This is a genomic window from Desulfovibrio desulfuricans (assembly GCF_024460775.1).
GTDB classification, from domain to species: Bacteria; Desulfobacterota; Desulfovibrionia; order Desulfovibrionales; family Desulfovibrionaceae; genus Desulfovibrio; species Desulfovibrio desulfuricans_E.
The window spans coordinates 395,101-411,265 of record NZ_JANFYZ010000001.1 but is presented as its reverse complement, the minus strand read 5'-3'; the positions used below and the strand labels follow the sequence as shown (position 1 = coordinate 411,265).

Genomic DNA, 16,165 nt, shown 5'->3' with positions numbered 1-16,165 from the left:
GCCATGCAAAAAATATTTGCCGCCAACTGGAAGATGTATAAAACCCGCGCACAGGCTGCCCAAAGCGCAAGCGATCTGGCCAAAGGCCTCGGGCATATGCCTGCGGGGCAGGATGTGGTTGTTTTTGCGCCCTTTACGTCCATAAGCTGCGTGGCGGACGCCTTTAAAGGCGTGGCGGCGCTTTCGGCGGGCGGGCAGAACTGCTATCCCGCAGAAGAAGGGGCTTTTACTGGCGAAACTTCGCCCGCCATGCTGCTTGATGCTGGCGCAAGCTGGGTGCTGACCGGGCATTCCGAGCGGCGGCACATCATGGGCGAGGACGATGCCCTGGTGGCCCGCAAAACAATTTTTGCCCTTGAGCACGGCCTCAAGGTGCTGTTCTGCATTGGCGAAACCCTTGACGAGCGCGAAGCTGGCAAGCTGAACGCCGTGCTTGAGCGCCAGCTTGCCGCTGTTTTTTCGGCCATGCCCGAGGGCCTTCGCGGCGCTGCTCTTGTGGGCAAGCTTGCCATTGGCTACGAGCCTGTGTGGGCCATTGGCACAGGCAAGGTTGCCGGGCCGGAAGAAGTGCTCGATGCCCACGCGGTCACACGGGCCTTGCTGAAAAAACTTGTGGGTGAAACCGCAGACAAGCTGCCCATCCTTTATGGCGGCAGCGTTAAGCCAAACAATGCCGCAGGGCTTATGGCCCTTGACAATGTGGATGGCCTTCTGGTAGGTGGAGCGTCTTTAGAAGCGCAAAGCTTCTTACAAATTATCGGGGCCTAACCCCACTTCGGGCGCGCCATCGGGCAGTGGCCGGACGGCGAGGAGGAATTCGTGCAGACTCTCATTCTTACGCTGCATATCATTGTGTGCGTGTTGCTGGTTATTCTTGTGCTGCTTCAGGCGGGCAAGGAAGGCATGGGCGTGATTTTTGGCGGTGGCAACAGCTCTGTGTTCGGCAGCGGCGGCGCAGGCGGCATTCTTGCCAAACTGACTGCCCTGATGGCCGTGATTTTTGTTATCACGTCGCTCAGCTACACCCTCGTGACAAGCTCGCGTCCTTCCAATCAGTCTACGATTCTTGACGTGAAGATTGAAGAGCCTGCTGCTCCCAGGCCCGCCGCCCCGGCTGTTACGCCCGGAGCGGAAGCGACCCCGGCTCCTGTGGTTCCCGCTGCTCCTGCCGAGCAGAAGGCCCCGGCGCCTGCGGCTCAATAAGCGCAGCACCTGTTTTACTGCTAAAGCCGCGGCCTGTGCTGCGGCTTTTTTTATTCGCATACCTTATGAGTGGAGCCGTTATGTCTGACGCAGACGCCTTTGGGGCAAATCCGTTCCGCGCGCTCAACGCAAAAAAATTTCCCGAAAAGCAAAAAAACGGCAGCAATGAGCGCAAACCTACGCACCACGGGCAAGGCAAGGGCAAACGCGTGATAGCGTCTGCTGGCACTACGCTGGTTGCTGAAGTTTCGGATGAAGACTGCGATCTGTTTTTGAACGCCGTGAGCAGCGTGACCCCTGCCAAAAACAACCACAAATCTGCAAATCCGGGTTTTTCGCTGGAAGAACGAGGTGCCTTGACCAGCATGGCCGATGCCCTGGCCGAAGAGTGCGGCAAGGGTAAAAAAAATAGGGCCAAGGGCACAACGCCGGAGGCTGGCAAACCCGTGGGGGCATCTCCGGGAGCGGCCCAGACGCCGAGCGCCCATGCGTCACCTGGCACGGCGTCATCTGGCAAGGCGGCTCCTGCCAGCGCCGCATCTGGCCCCGTTCAGCATGAGGACGATGACGAAGCTGCGGCCTTTCTTGCCGCCATGGGCACGGTAAGCCCCCTCACTGGCGGCGGGCGTGATGTTGCCCCGGCTCCTGCCCCGGCAACGCCACCGCCTCACGGCGAGCTGAGCCTTCAGGATTTCATGGATGGCAAGCTGGAGTTTGCGCTGACGTTCTCTGACGAATACCTCGAGGGCCATGTGGTTGGCCTTGATCAGATGATTTTGAACAAGCTCCGCGCTGGCGGCCTCAGCCCGGAGGCCCATCTTGACCTGCACGGCCTCAATGCGATGCAGGCATTTGAAGCTCTGCGCGGTTTTTTTAAGGGAAGCTGGTACAAGGGCCTGCGCACGGTGCTGGTGGTGCCGGGCCGTGGGCGCAATTCGCCTGACGGCATGGGCGTTCTGCGCGAAAAGCTGCAAAGCTGGCTGACGCAGGATCCCTTCAAGCGGGTGGTGCTGGCCTTCTGCACAGCCCAGCCGCACGATGGAGGCCCGGGCAGCGTCTATGTGCTGCTGCGCAAGTATCGCAAAAAAGGCCGTATTTACTGGGAAAGAATGCCTGCGGATTCTGACCTGTACTAGGGCAGGTCATGGGAAGTTTTATTTTTGTGGTAGAAACGGGCTTGCAGATTTAATGCAAAAAAAATGGCCGGGATGTTCCCGGCCATTGTGCTTTTTGTGGGGTCAGGTGAATGTCCCTTGCCGCCGATATCAGCCTGCCTTGCGTGGATTGGCGGACAGCCTGTCCAGCAGGCAGTCGTAATAGGGATCATCCTGCTCAATCTGCATGGGCCGCTGAAAGCGCATTTTGGCCCGCGTGACCATAAAGCGCACCCTTTGCATCTGGCGCACTCGTTCCTGCTCGTCCTCGCACTGCTCCAGCAGATCAACAAGCCTGTTCAGTTCCTTGCGCTCCTCAAGCTCCGGCGGCAGGCAGCCAGCATTGCGCAGTATCTTGTAGGCCATGCGCATATCTTCCGGCACATGGCTCAGGTCTTCAATTTCAAGAGGTTTGCCAGCGCCGGGCAGATTGTCAAAGGCCCCCTGCGACAGGGCTTCCTCAATGCGGCGTTCCGCCACAAGCTGGATGACAGACCAGGGATTGGCGTCACTCATGGGCATCCTCGTCCGGCGGCAAGGCGTCTGTTTGCGGGGCAGATTCCGGGCTGTCGCTCCACAGTTTTTTCCATTCCATAAGCAGGCGCAGGGCGTCCAGCGGGCTGAGTTCGTCAGGATTAAGCTCGCGCAGCAGCAGAACAAGCGGGTGTTCCGTGCGCGGCGGCGCAGCGGCAATTTCCGGCAGTTCCGGCTCTTTTTTTGCTGGCTCCGGCAGACTCAGGCCCGGCAGAGACACCGCAGAAACCACGGTTTTTCTGGCGTTGTCGCGCCCACGCTCAAGCCCCTGCAAAATGGCTCTGGCCCGCTGCACCACGGGGCCGGGCACACCCGCAAGGCGGGCCACCTCCACGCCGTAGCTGCGGTCCGAAGGGCCGGGAACCAGCTTGTGCAGAAAGAGAATGTCGTTGTTGTATTCGCGGATGGCGATGTTCATGGTGAACACGCCCGCAATGCGGCCTTCCAGCGCGGTCAGTTCGTGGTAGTGGGTGGCAAAGAGGGTGCGCAGGTCGCCGCCAGCCCGCTTTGCGAGGTCTTCCACCACGGCCCAGGCCAGGGCAACGCCGTCATAGGTGCTGGTGCCCCGGCCAATTTCGTCCAGAATCACAAGGCTGCGGCGGGTGGCCTGACGCAGAATGCGGGCCGTTTCCATCATTTCCACCATAAAGGTGCTCTGGCCCTGGGCGAGGTTGTCTGATGCGCCCACGCGCGAAAACAGTCGGTCTACCAGCCCAAGGCGGGCGGCGCTGGCAGGAACCATGGAACCCATCTGCGCCAGCAGGCTGATGATGGCAACTTGCCGCAGCACGGTGGATTTACCCGCCATGTTGGGGCCTGTGAGCAGGCACAGGCGGCGACCGGCATCAAGGCGAAAGTCGTTGGGCACAAAGTTGGCGCGGCCAAGCATGGCTTCAACCACAGGATGCCGCCCTTCGCGGATGTCCAGATTGGCCTCCGCGTCAAGCTCCGGCCTGCACCAGTTGTTGGTGCGGCCCACCTGCGCAAGGCTCTGCCAGTAATCGAGCTGGGCAACCATATCCGCCGCGTGGATGATGCGTTCGCGCTGGGCGGCCATGTGGGTGCGCAAATCCTGAAACAGCGAGTATTCCAGCGTCTTGCGCTTGTCTGCGGCAGAGAGAAGCTCTTCTTCAAGCTCTTTCAGCTCCACAGTGGTGAAGCGCTCGGCATTGGCAAGGCTCTGGCGGCGGATAAAATGGAAGGGCGCAGGGCCGCTGTGGGCCGCGCGCGTAAGCTCGTAATAATAGCCGAACACACGGTTAAAGCCCAGCTTGAGCTTGCTGATGCCCGTTTTTTCCTGTTCCTCGGCCAGCATGTTTTGGAGCTTCTGCTCGCCGTGTTCCGCCAGATCAAGCAGGCGGTCAAGTTCCGCATTATAGCCGGTTTTGAACAGGCCGCCCTCGGTAATGACCGCAGGGGGGCTGTCCACGAGGGCGCTTTGCAGCAGGGCCGCGCAGTCTTGCATGTTGTCCCACGACTTGACCACATCGGCAACGCTCTTGGGCATCTGACCCGCAGGAGCGGAAGTTGTGTCAGAGTTCGCTCCGGAAGGCGTTCCAGCCGCTTGCAGGGCGGCATACACATCCGGCAGGGCCGCAAGGCTGTTGCGCAGGGCAATAAAATCACGCGGCGCGCCCTGATTCAGGCTGATGCGCGTGGAGAGGCGCTCCAGATCGTAGACATTTTTCAAAGCCTCGCGCAGTGCGGCGCGGCGGGCATCGTCCGCATGAAAAAAGGCCACCGCGTCCTGAACGCGGGTGATGGGGCCAAGCTCGCGCCAGGGGTGGCGGAGCATGTCTTCAAGCAGCCTGCCGCCCATGGGAGTCATGGTGTCGTCCAGTACATGGCGCAGGGTGCCCTTGCCCTTGCGGCCATTGAGGCGGCAGAAAATTTCAAGGTTGCGCTCGGTCACATCGTCAATGAGCAGACGGCGGCCAAGATCAAGGGGGGCAAAGGGCATGAGGTGGTCGGGGTTGCGCATCTGCGTCTGGCTCAGATAAACCAGCAGCGCGCCGCAAGCCCGCATGAGTTCCGGCTTGCCTTCCAGCCCAAGAGCACCTGCCTCGCGTACCCCCTGAGCGGCTATAACGCGCTCTGTGGCGCGTTTAAGGTCAAACTGGGGCGCAGGCATGCGCACAAGCCTTATGCCTTCCAGAATGCACCGTTGGGGCGGCTCGACCCCTTCCGGCACCAGCAGCTCGCGCGGGGCGAGTTTTTGCGCCCACTGCCACAGTTCGGCCTCGCGCTTGAACTCAACGCCTGACCACTGACCGGTGGAAATATCTGCCCAGGCAAGGCCGCCAGCCCCCCCCGAGGCGGAAGGGCACAGCGCACCCAAAAAGTTATGGCTCTTGCTGGCGAGGTTGGCGTCTTCCAGCACTGTGCCTGGCGTGATAACGCGCGTAACAGCCCTTTTGACCAGCCCCTTGGCGGCCTTTGGGTCTTCTGTCTGGTCGCAGATGGCAACGTGGTAGCCCTTGTCGATGAGCTGGGCCACGTAGCCCTCCACCGCATGCCACGGCACGCCGCACATGGGGATGGGGTTTTCTGCGTCCCTGCTGCGGCTGGTGAGGGCAATCTGAAGTTCACGGGCCGCGACCTTGGCGTCTTCAAGAAACAGTTCATAAAAGTCGCCCATACGGTAGAACAGCAGGGCATCGGGGTGTTCGGCCTTGATGCCCATGTACTGTTCAAACATGGGAGTCAGTTTTACGGGGGCTTCTGACATAATAATTCTTGGTGTGATGGTGACGGTTGCGGCTTACCGCAGCCATAAAAAAATTATGGCGCTGCCCAGACCCTCAGCCGAACAGCGCCACAAAGCGGATTGAGAAAAGTCTAGTGCTGCTTGTCAGGATCCGGAACCAGTGATTCTTCGGCGGCAACAGCAGTTGCGGCAGCGGGGGCCACAGGAGCGGGCTGGGCTTCGGCCTTGCCGTTCTTGCTCAAGAACTGCGCACGAGCTGTGTCTGCGCCAAGCTTTTTCTTGGTCTTTTCCAGTTCGCGCTCAAGGCTGCTGATCTGCCATTTTTGCTTCATCAGGCGGGCGGTCAGATTGACCTTGTCCCACACCAGAAAGCCCAGAGTCATCAAGGCGCCACAGGCGAAGGCCGCGATGACCAGAAAATAAAAGGGCAGGGCGATGGAAGACATGGCGGGAATAAAGAACAGGTTGAGCGTGAGCACCATGCTCTGGGAGAGCGCACCCTGGTTCTGAAAAAAGAACACAAGGGCGAGGAAAAAGAGAATGGCGAGCAAAAATACTTTGATATACCGCATAGACATACTCCTCAGGCTAAATAAAGCTATCTCAAAAAAACTTCACGGGCTTTTTGAGAATGCCGCATCGCCCAAGAGGGCACAGCATCGCGCTCTCCAGCCGGTCTTTGTCGCCCCCTGCGAAAAAGACAATCCCCGCCACAAGGTCATGCAGCCCTTACGAGCCGCAACCTTCCTGCCCGGGCGTGGAAGCGGCGCGGTCTTGCTTGCCATTGGCCGCGCCATTCGTGAAATACGGTTTCAGTGCCGCATAGGTGCGGCTCAAGTGTTCGGGCATGGTGCGCACTTCGTCAAACACTGCCATGAATGAAGAGTCGCCCGTCCAGCGCGGCACCAAGTGAAAGTGCAGATGTTCGCGAATGCCCGCGCCCGCTGCCTGCCCCTGGTTCAGGCCGATATTGATGCCTTCACAGTTAAAGTGCTGCTTTAAGATTACCGTGCACTGCTGTAAAAGATCCATGATTTCATGGGTTTCTTCCGGCTTGAGGTCAGCCAGCAGCATAACGTGCCGGTATGGGCACACCATGATGTGCCCGTTATTATACGGGAACTTGTTCATGATGACAAAGGCCATACGGCCTCTGTGCAGTACCAGGCGCTGCTCGTCATCCGCCGTATGCTCGGGGAGGCAGAACACGCAGGAGTCTGGCTTGGGGCCAAGAATGTACTCAATGCGCCATGGAGCCCATAGTTGTTTCATAGTTGGTTTGTATACACCTCTTATAAACGCTGGGCAAGTGAAGAATTCCTACTGGTTTGTTCTTCATTCCCATTGCCTGATTTTGCGCCAATACTGCACACGAGGCTGCGCGCCAGGTCCATCTGTTGCTCTGGCGTTGCAGCAGTGCCGTCAAGCTTGGCAGCAAGCACGGCGTCCAGAATGCGCCCAAAGGCGGGGCCGGGTTCCAGCCCCATGATGCGCAGGTCTTCGCCGCTCACATCCGTTTTTTCTTTGCGCCACTGGGTAATGTAGCGCGAAAGGTTTTTTTGCAGGGCGGCGTCGCTTGTGTCTGCCATAAGGTAGAGCAGGCATTCGAGCGAGAGGGGGCGTAGCAGGGCGCACAGGGCGCTGATGCTCTCCTTGCCTGCCTCATGGTCTTTTTGCCACGGTTCCAGCTTGCCGCGCACCACGCGCATGTGCTCGCGCTGGCGCAGAATGTCGGCCCGCCGGGGTTCGGGCAGGCCCATGCGCTGATAGTGATTTGCCGTATCGGCATAGCTCATGTTGTGGTTGAGGGCCAGAAAGAAGGCCAGCCAGGGTTGGGCTGCCTCTTCAAAATACAGCAGTCTGTACCACGTGAGTGTTTCCTGAAGCCGCAGCAGCAGGTTTTTGCGCGTGGGATTAAGCGACAGCAGGGGAGAAACCGCCTCCAGCACGCCAAGCTGGTCGAGCCGCGCAATGCAGGCTGAAGGGTCGTCCTCATCGCAGATATGCTGAAATTCGTGGAACAGCCGAAAGCCCGAGAGCTTGTCCATGAGCTTGAGTTTGAGGGCGTTCTTGATGAGTTTTTCCGTACCTGCCCCGATATGGAAGTTATAGCGCTGCTCAAAGCGCACAGCCCTGAGGCAGCGGGTGGGGTCTTCCACAAAGCTCAGGGTGTGCAGCACCCTGATGACGCGCTCCTTGATGTCGCGTTGCCCGCCGAAAAAATCCACCAACTGGCCGAACGGCTCGCAATCAAGCCGCACAGCCAGCGCGTTGATGGAAAAATCGCGGCGGAACAGATCCATCTTGATGGACGAAAGTTCAACCGTGGGCAGGGCCGCTGGGTATTCATAGTATTCAAGGCGCGCCGTGGCTACGTCGATGCGGGCTTCTGCCCCTGCGGCATCGGTGTAAATGACCACCGAGGTGAGGAACTTCTGGTGCTCGCGCACCCGCCCGTTGAGTTCTTTTGCCAGCGCCCGCGCAAGCGCTATGCCATTGCCCTCCACCACCAGATCAATATCCTGGTTGGGGCGCTGGAGCAGAAGGTCGCGCACAAAGCCGCCCACGGCGTAGACCGGCAGCCCAAGTTCCCTGCCCAGCCTGCCCGCAAGATGCAGCATGTTGCGGCTGGCAAGAGGCAGTCTGTCCTGTATGAGCTTGCCGAGGTTGCGCTCCTTGCCGCCGGTGGAGCGAGGTTCCGGCATATGGCCCGGCTCCTGCGCAAAAACATTGATAAGGTCGGTGCGCGTGACCACGCCGATAACCTTGTCGTCTTCCACAATGGGCACAAGGCGCTGGCGGCCTCCCACGATGGTCGTGGTCAGATCCTTGAGCGTTGCATCCGGCGGCAGTGTGGTGATTCTGCGGCTCATGTAGTCTTCAACCGTGGATGCGCCAAGACCGTGGGCGCTGGCCCGCGAGGCCGTGAGGGCATCCAGCAGGCCGATGCACTGGCGGGTATCGGGCATGAAGACCGGCACGGCCTTGAGCCCGAAGTGGAGCATGAGTTCATCCGCCTCATGAATGGTGGCGGTGGCCTCAATGCCCACTGCTGGCGAAGACATATACTCGCGCGCGGTTTTATCGGGATAAGCCTGGGCGTAGAGGTGGCGCAAAATTACATCGCGTACCTCGTGCACTGTCATGGAGCGCACCGAGGCCGAAGCCGCGTAGGCATGCCCGCCGCCGCCAAGGGCCGCGCAGATGTCGCCAACGTTGATGGCCTCGTTGCGGCTGCGGGCCACCACCTGAATACGGTCGTCCATAAGCCCGATGGCAAACAGCACCGGGAATTTTTCCATTTCCATAAGGCGGTGGGCCAGATAGGCGAAATCACCCAGATAATGCTCCATGGCGGCTTCTGAAAGCGTTACCTGAACATTGTTGATGTTGTACGTCTGGGTGGATTCCAGCAGGCTGTTCAGGGCCTGAATGTGCAGGCTCGTGAGCTCGTGGGCTGCCAGAGCGTCGATGCGGTTCACATCCATGCCCTGCCCGAGCAGCCATGCCGCCGCCATAAAATCGGCCTGCGTGGTTGAAGAGTAGGTGAAAGAGCCGGTATCGCCATAAATGCCAAGACCCAGCAGGGTGGCATCGTCCGCGCTGAGGCTGAGGCCCCGCTGCGAAATGGCCTGCACAATGAGGCTTGTGACAGAGCCGATGTGCGCCATGTGCGTGTGCGGGCTTGTGATGTCGTCCGTGGAATCCGGGTGGTGATCCCACAGTTCCACGGTTACGTCATCACGGTCGAGCAGTTGGGCCACATGGCTTATGCGGCCACGCTGACGGGTATCCACAACCACAAGGCGGGTTATGGAATCCCACGGAATTGCAGGAGTTTCCACAATGCCCAGCGCCGCCGTATCCAGCCCGGCAATGAGTTTTTGCAGGCCGCGTTCCTGCGTGCCGGGAAAGAGCAGCACATGCGGGGAGTAAAGAAATCGGGCCGCCAGCATGGCTGCAAAGGCGTCAAAATCTGCACTTGCGTGGCAGGTGATGAGCGTTGTTCCGGCTGGATGCTGCAACGTAGTGGCCACAGAAGCGGACGCCGCCTGTGGGGTCGTTTCCGGCGCGGGGATCACTGGCGGCTCCGGGGGTGGAATTGATGGTGTATGCCGCGCAGGCGTTCGGCCTGCACATGGGTATAAATTTCTGTGGCGCTTATGTCGGCATGGCCAAGCAGCATCTGCACGGCGCGCAGGTCAGCGCCGCCCTCGAGCAGGTGCGTGGCAAAGGAATGCCTGAACGTATGTGGCGAAATGGCGCGGCGGATGCCAGCCTCAAGCGCATATTTTTTAACCATTTTCCACACGTACTGGCGCGTCAGGGCGCGGCCCGATCGGTTGACGAAAAGCTGGTTGCCTGTGGGCGCAAAAAGAGGCCTGCATGCGCTGATATAGTCTGCCAGCATTTGCTGCATCAGGTCGTGCAGGGGCACCAGCCTTTCCTTGGAGCCCTTGCCAAAAACGCGCACAAGGCCACGTTGCAGGTCAAGATCCGGCACGCACATGGTGCACAGCTCAGAAACGCGCAAGCCTGCCGCGTACAGAAGCTCAAGCATGCAGCGGTCGCGCCTGCCGCTTTTGTCGCGCAGGTCTGGCTGGGCAAGCAGGGATTCCACTTCGTCTCTGGTCAGCACCTCCGGCAGGTGCTGGGGCAACTTGGGGTTTTCCAGCAATTCAGCGGGGTTTTTACGCAGTCTGCCTTCATCAACGGCAAAGGCGAAAAAAGCCCGCAGGGCGGAAAGTCGCCGTGCAAGGGTGCGCCCCGTGTTCTGCCGCGCGCGCAGCCAGGCAAGATACAGAAAAATCTCCTGCTCATCGGGGTCGGGCAGGGATTCTTCCGCCGCGCCCTGGGCCAGCTCCTGCCGATACAGAAAAAAACTCTCAATATCCTGCCCGTAGGCTTCAACCGTATTGGGCGAAAGGCCGCGCTGGGCCAGCAAAAAATCCCGCCACAGGGGTAAAAGGGTTGCCAGGGCAGGGGCTTTGGTGCGTGGATGTGCCATGCGCCCATGCTAGCCGCCTTACCGCAACGGAGCAAGCCTTTTGCAATCAAAACCGCCCGGATGCGTTGCATGCGGTGGGCTTTATCCTTTCCGCGAAAAAAGATATGCTGCAAACCTTGCTAAAAAGCGGGCTGAACCTATCTGAAGGAAACCTGATGGCAGATCAAACAAAGCTGCGGGCCTACGTGAGCCTTGGCTCCAACTGCGACAACGCGGCAGAAAAACTTGCAGCAGCGCTGGACGCCCTTGCGGAACTGCCGGAAATGGGCATCGGCGCAGTATCCCCCGTCTACCGGACAGAACCGCAGGAATACACGGAGCAACCCTGGTTTCTTAACCAGGTTGTTGAACTTTTTCCCGGTGATAGCTGGCGGCCTTGCAGCCTTGTGGACGCCCTGCTGGACATAGAAGCCAGGCTTGGGCGGGTGCGCAGTCCTGACCCCGTACTGCGTTTTGGGCCGCGTGTGATTGATGTTGACCTGCTGCTTTTTGGGCAGGAGCGGAGCACCGATCCTCATTGCCTTGTGCCGCATCCACGGCTGACGGTGCGGGCTTTCGTCATGCGGCCATTGCTTGATATTGCGCCCCTGATCGTTGTAGACGGCCTGCCCGTAAGGGATTGGTTGGCGCGTACAGTATGCCGCGTGGAAGGGGACAGAATTTTTCAGTGACTGGTGCCGCCCTCTGTGATACTGTTTCCAACGGCTTTAATATGCCTGAAAGGGCTGCACTCCAGCCTTACGCGACCCGTGCCACGGGATTAAGGAGCATAACAAATGGTAAAGTGGCTTATTCTGATTTTGGCGGGCTACGCCCTATATCGCCTTTTTGCCAATGATCTGAACAAGAAGAAAAAGGAAAACAAGCAGGAAAGCGCTGCTGAAATGGAGCGTAAGGTTGCCGCTGGCGAAATGGTCAAAGACCCCGAATGCGGCGCGTATGTGGCCGTTGATGGCTCTATTTCCGTGCGTGACGGTGAAAAAGTTCACCGTTTCTGTAGCTACGAATGCCGCGACAAGTTCCTGCAACGCCTTGAAGAAGGCGGCCGGGAACTGCCCCCCCGCGAAGAGTAGTCTTTTTCAGCGTATCTGGAGCAGGCCATTTTGTTCCCTTATGCTTCAGATAGTTTGCTGGGCATGATGTGATTTTGTGCAGGTAGCATAAAACCGCCCGCCGGGATAATTCCAGCGGGCGGTTTTTTTTGCGGCCTATTGCTGCCAGTAAGCTCTGTCGCTTCCCATTGTGCCCGTATAGGTGTGCCGGGCATGCCGGGCGGCTTCTTCCCTTTCCTTTTCCTTCTCTCTGGCGATAGCCATGAAAAGCCGTATGCGGTTGAGCTGATTGGCTTCACTGCTGCCGGGGTCGTAATCCAGCGCCATTATGTTGGCCTCCGAGCGCTGACGGCGCACGGCCTTGAACGCGCCGCGCCCCACCACGTGGTTCGGCAGGCAGCCAAAGGGTTGCAGGCAGAGTATGTTGTTTGTGCCGTGTTCGAGAAACTCCAGCATTTCTGCGGGCAGCAGCCAGCCCTCGCCAGCGCTGTTGCCAAGGGACATGACGCTTTCGCCTAGCCTGGCCAGATCGTCAATATGCGCCACAGGCATGACGTGGGCGCTCAGGGGCGAGGTGTTGAGCGCGCCGCGCATGTAGCGGCGCACACCTTCAATGCGGCGCATCACAAGGGCATTGCCCAGCGCAGCCCATGCGCTGCCGCCCTGATACCGCCAGTCGTACACGGCATCCCGCAGGCAGTAGAGCATGAAGTTGGCAAAGTCCGGCAAGAGCGGTTCGCCGCCTTCCTGTCTGATCTGTTCGACAATGTGATTGTTGGCGTCTGCATGGTAGGTCAGCAGAATTTCGCCCACAACAGCCACCCGCGGCTTGGGGGCCAGAGCCGTGCGGATGGAGGCAAAATCCTGCACCAGGCGGGGCAGCAGTTGCCGCAGAGCGGTTTCATCGCCTTTGCGCACTACCGGGATCAGGGTTTGCAGCCAGTGCTGCACCCTGTCTTCGGTTTGCCCTGCATGGCATTCGTAGGTGCCCGTAAACAGCGAAAGCCTTTGCAGCATGTCGCCGGCAAGCATGCCAAGCAGCATGCGCCAGAGCAGGGCGCGGTCTGGCCGCAGGCCGGGCTGGCTCTCTGACCCCGAGGCATTGAGCGTGAGCACGGGTACCGGGTCGTAGCCGTATTCCATAAGCGCCTTGCGCAGCAGGGCCGGATAGTTGCTGGCCCGGCAGGGGCCGCAGGTCTGCGAAAGCAGCAGTGCCGTGCGGCGTGGATCAAGCCCGCCATCGCGCAGAGCCTGCAATAGCTGACCGATAGCCACGATGGCCGGGTAGCAGGCATCGTTGTTTACATAGGCCTGCCCCAGACTCACGGCTTCTGTGCTCACCGTGGGCAGCAACTGGACGGTGTGCCCGCTGCCCGCGATGGCCTGGGTCATGAGCGGAAAATGCAGCGGGGCCATTTGCGGCACAAGAATGGTATGCGTGGCCGCATCACGTTTGCTGAACACCGGCGGCGCGTGGGAAACGGCGGTTGCGGTGCTGTTTCCAGCCTTGTTGCGGCTCACTGCCAGCAGCGAGCGGATACGAATACGTGCAGAGGCCAGGGCATTGCCCTCGTCCATCTTGATGAGGGTATACAGCTTGCCGTGGGCGCGCATGAGTTCGCGCATCTGGTCGGCGGTGATGGCGTCTATGCCGCAGCCAAAGGAAGTCAGTTGCACGAGTTCCACCCGCGCGTTGCCATGGTCTGCCTCGCAGGCCCACAATCCCGCCCGGTAGAGGCGGGCGGCGTATGTCCATTGATTGCGCGCCCTCAGGGGAAAGGACATGCGGTGCCCTGTCCAGTTGCGGGGCATGGCGTCCTCGCTAATGACCGCAGCCCCCAGCGAGGCGATGAAGTCGGGCAGGCCGTGGTGCACCTGCGGGTCAGCATGGTAGGGACGGCCAGCCAGAACCACCAGAACTCCCTTGTTGCGCAGGGTTTCGGCATAGATGTGTTCCGCCTCGGCGCGCAGCTCTCTCAGGTAGTACGCCTGCTCGTGCCGCGCCGCCCGCACTGCGGAGCGTACCTCGCCCCTTGGCAGGTTGAATTCGCGGCAGAGGTTGCGCACCAGCGATGCCGTGTGCGTGAGGTTTACAAAGGGCGAGTGCATGACGGCCCCGGCATCCTTGAGTTCCGGCAGATTCTCGCGCACCACCTGCGGGTAGCCGCAGGCCACCGGGCAGGAGAAGGAATCGCACATCTCGGCAAATTCCTGCGCCTCGCGCGGTATGCAGGGGAAGAAAATGCTCTTGATGCCGCTTTCAAGCAGGGCCAGCACATGGCCGTGCGCCAGCTTGGCCGGGTAGCATACGCTCTGGGAGGGCACGGACGACAGGCCAGCCGCAAACAGGGCGCGGCTGGTCGGCGGCGACACTTCAACCCGGAAGCCCAGCGAGGTAAAGAGTGTGAACCAGAAGGGATAGTGCGCGTAGACGTTTAGAACTCTGGGGATACCCAACCTGCCGCGCGGCGCGGATTCAAGGGGCAGCGGTTCGTAGCGGAACAGGCGCTGGTTTTTCCAGGCCACAAGGTTGGGAGCCGTGACGGTTGCGCCACGGTGCGCCTCGCTGAACCTGTCACACCTGTTGCCCGCGATGTGACGCGAACCGTGGGAAAAGCGCGTTTCTGTGAGCAGGCAGTTGTTGCCGCAGTCGCGGCAGCGAAAGCTGCGCGTACGCATGGCCAAACCACGGATAAGCGGGGCAGTGATGGAAGAGCGCACACTGACGCATTCCGCCTTTTCCAGAGATTCAAGGGCCGCCCCGTATGCGCCCATAAGGCCGGAAGCCGCAGGGCGGTGCACATGCCGCCCAAGAGTGCGCTCCATGGCGCAGAGCAGGGCGTCATTGAGGAAGGAGCCGCCCTGCACAACCACATGCTCGCCCAGTTCTGCCACATTCTTGATGCGCAGCACCTTGTCCAGCGCATTGCGCACAACAGAATAGCAAAGTCCCGCCGCAATGTCGGCAATCTGCAAGCCGTCTTTCTGGGCCTGCGTGACGCGCGAATTCATAAAAACCGTGCAACGCGAGCCAAGATCGGCCGGATGCGCGGCGTACAGGGAAATATCCACAAATTCCTGCATGCTCAGGCCAAGGCCCCGGGCAAAGCTCTCAAGAAAAGCCCCGCAGCCAGCGGAACATGCCTCGTTGAGGCTCACGTCGCTGATAACGCCGTTATCCACCTTGAGGCATTTCATGTCCTGGCCGCCTATGTCTATGACATAGCTGACCTCCGGCACAAGGCGCGTGGCCGCCTTGAAGTGGGCCAGGGTTTCCACCAGCACGGTATCCACGCCAAGGGCGGATTCCGCCAGATGCGCGCCGTAGCCCGTAGCCCCGGATGCGGCAAGCCATGCCCCGTCAGGGATACGCTCAAGCATGTCTGCCAGAGGGGGGAGCAGGGTCTGCAACGGATTGCCCCCGTTGGAGGCGTAGCAGGAATCAAGGATGCGCTGTTCGCTGTCTACCAGCACGGCCTTGACCGTGGTTGAGCCCAGATCCAGCCCAAGGAACAGTGGCCCCCGGGCCTGCCGGATATCTGCGGAGGGCAGCACGTTGGCTGTTGCGTGGCGCTGGCAGAAGCGCGCGTATTCTGCGCTGTCGGCAAACATGGCGGGAAGAACCTTTTCCATGGCAACCTTGCCCGTGTGCGTAAGGCCGCTGGCGCGGCGGGCAAGATCGGCCAGATGGAGCGGTTCTGCGGTATCTTCAGTTTCTTCAAGCGACACGGCGCAACGCGCAGCGCCAATGGCTGCTGTGCACTGGGCATGCGGCAGGTGCGCGATGTGCGCCTCCGCAAGATCAAGATTTTTGATGAACAGATTTTTGAGTTCGGGCAGAAAGTGCAACGGCCCGCCCAAAAAGGCTACCTTGCCGGTAATGGGTCTGCCGCAGGCCAGCCCGCCGATGGTTTGCTCCACCACCGCCTGAAAAATGGAGGCCGCGATATCTTCACGCGGGACGCCGCCGTTGAGCAGTGGCACAATATCCGTTTTGGCGAACACGCCGCAGCGTGAGGCGATGGGGTAGAGCGTGGAATGCCTTGCCGCCAGATCATTGAGGCCGCCCGCATCCGTGCTGAGCAGACGGGCCATCTGGTCGATGAAGGCCCCGGTGCCGCCCGCGCACGATTCGTTCATGCGCAGTTCCACATCCTGCCCCAGATAGAGCAGCTTGGCGTCTTCGCCGCCCAGTTCCACAGCCACGGAAGTATCCGGCGCAGTATAGGAAATGGCGCGGGCTGTTGCCAGCAGTTCCTGAACAAAGGGGATGGAGAGCTGATTGCTGAGATCAAGAGCGCCGGAGCCGGTCATGGCGCAGCGCACGGTGGCTGAGGGGTAGAGCCGGGAGACTTCGGCAAGCAGGGCTGACATGGTGGCGCGAACTGCCGTGCCGTGACGGCTGTAGCGGGTTTCGGCAACAGAGCCGTCGCCGTTCAGCAGCGCCAGTTTTACTGTGGTGGAGCCAATATCAAGGCCGAGATAAAAGAGTGGTGGAGACACGTAC

General features: G+C 60.1%; 12 protein-coding genes. 5 read left to right on the top strand and 7 right to left on the bottom strand.

Annotated elements, in window-relative coordinates; translation table 11 throughout:
- The first annotated feature begins 3 nt into the window (after positions 1 to 3).
- The 3 genes from tpiA to NE637_RS01685 all read left to right on the top strand — a co-directional run bounded on the left by tpiA (position 4) and on the right by NE637_RS01685 (position 2,339).
- The gene (gene tpiA / locus NE637_RS01695; protein WP_215647908.1) at positions 4 to 768 is read left to right on the top strand and encodes a triose-phosphate isomerase; all 765 of its coding nucleotides are present in this window, start codon (positions 4 to 6) and stop codon (positions 766 to 768) included.
- Positions 769 to 819: 51 nt separating this feature from the next.
- Positions 820 to 1,203: a preprotein translocase subunit SecG gene (gene secG, locus NE637_RS01690; RefSeq protein WP_192111870.1), complete on the top strand. Its 384-nt coding sequence runs from the start codon at positions 820 to 822 to the stop codon at positions 1,201 to 1,203.
- 80 nt (positions 1,204 to 1,283) lie between these two features.
- The gene (locus NE637_RS01685) at positions 1,284 to 2,339 is read left to right on the top strand and encodes a Smr/MutS family protein (RefSeq protein ID WP_227117880.1); all 1,056 of its coding nucleotides are present in this window, start codon (positions 1,284 to 1,286) and stop codon (positions 2,337 to 2,339) included.
- Positions 2,340 to 2,468: 129 nt separating this feature from the next.
- On the opposite strand, the gene NE637_RS01680 is transcribed toward NE637_RS01685, so the two are convergent.
- The 6 genes from NE637_RS01680 to xerD form a co-directional block, all read right to left on the bottom strand.
- Positions 2,469 to 2,873 (bottom strand): DnaJ family domain-containing protein, encoded by a 405-nt coding sequence (locus tag NE637_RS01680; protein WP_227117878.1) that lies wholly within the window; start codon positions 2,871 to 2,873, stop codon positions 2,469 to 2,471.
- Positions 2,866 to 5,619 carry a DNA mismatch repair protein MutS gene (gene mutS / locus NE637_RS01675; protein ID WP_227117876.1) on the bottom strand — a complete coding sequence of 918 codons (2,754 nt, stop codon included), beginning with the start codon at positions 5,617 to 5,619 and terminating at the stop codon, positions 2,866 to 2,868. The genes NE637_RS01680 and mutS overlap by 8 nt, the downstream gene beginning before the upstream one ends.
- A gap of 110 nt (positions 5,620 to 5,729) precedes the next feature.
- Positions 5,730 to 6,170 carry a LapA family protein gene (locus tag NE637_RS01670; protein ID WP_192111866.1) on the bottom strand — a complete coding sequence of 147 codons (441 nt, stop codon included), beginning with the start codon at positions 6,168 to 6,170 and terminating at the stop codon, positions 5,730 to 5,732.
- 157 nt (positions 6,171 to 6,327) lie between these two features.
- Positions 6,328 to 6,870: an HIT family protein gene (locus NE637_RS01665; RefSeq protein ID WP_192111865.1), complete on the bottom strand. Its 543-nt coding sequence runs from the start codon at positions 6,868 to 6,870 to the stop codon at positions 6,328 to 6,330.
- Positions 6,871 to 6,890: 20 nt separating this feature from the next.
- Entirely contained in the window at positions 6,891 to 9,635 is a 2,745-nt protein-coding gene (locus NE637_RS01660; RefSeq protein WP_227117977.1) for a CBS domain-containing protein, read from the bottom strand.
- Positions 9,636 to 9,676: 41 nt separating this feature from the next.
- A complete protein-coding gene (xerD, locus tag NE637_RS01655) occupies positions 9,677 to 10,606 on the bottom strand; it encodes a site-specific tyrosine recombinase XerD (protein ID WP_227117874.1) in 930 nt (309 codons plus the stop codon).
- Between the two features lie 155 nt (positions 10,607 to 10,761).
- Here xerD and folK point away from each other — a divergent pair, with 155 nt between their 5' ends.
- The gene (gene folK / locus NE637_RS01650; protein WP_027180803.1) at positions 10,762 to 11,277 is read left to right on the top strand and encodes a 2-amino-4-hydroxy-6-hydroxymethyldihydropteridine diphosphokinase; all 516 of its coding nucleotides are present in this window, start codon (positions 10,762 to 10,764) and stop codon (positions 11,275 to 11,277) included.
- 105 nt (positions 11,278 to 11,382) lie between these two features.
- Positions 11,383 to 11,679, top strand: coding sequence for a TRASH domain-containing protein (locus NE637_RS01645; protein WP_022658711.1), 297 nt, complete (start codon positions 11,383 to 11,385; stop codon positions 11,677 to 11,679).
- A gap of 135 nt (positions 11,680 to 11,814) precedes the next feature.
- Here the strand turns inward: NE637_RS01645 and NE637_RS01640 are convergent, their stop codons facing one another.
- The gene (locus tag NE637_RS01640) at positions 11,815 to 16,161 is read right to left on the bottom strand and encodes an acyl-CoA dehydratase activase (RefSeq protein ID WP_227117872.1); all 4,347 of its coding nucleotides are present in this window, start codon (positions 16,159 to 16,161) and stop codon (positions 11,815 to 11,817) included.
- Positions 16,162 to 16,165: the final 4 nt, after the last annotated feature.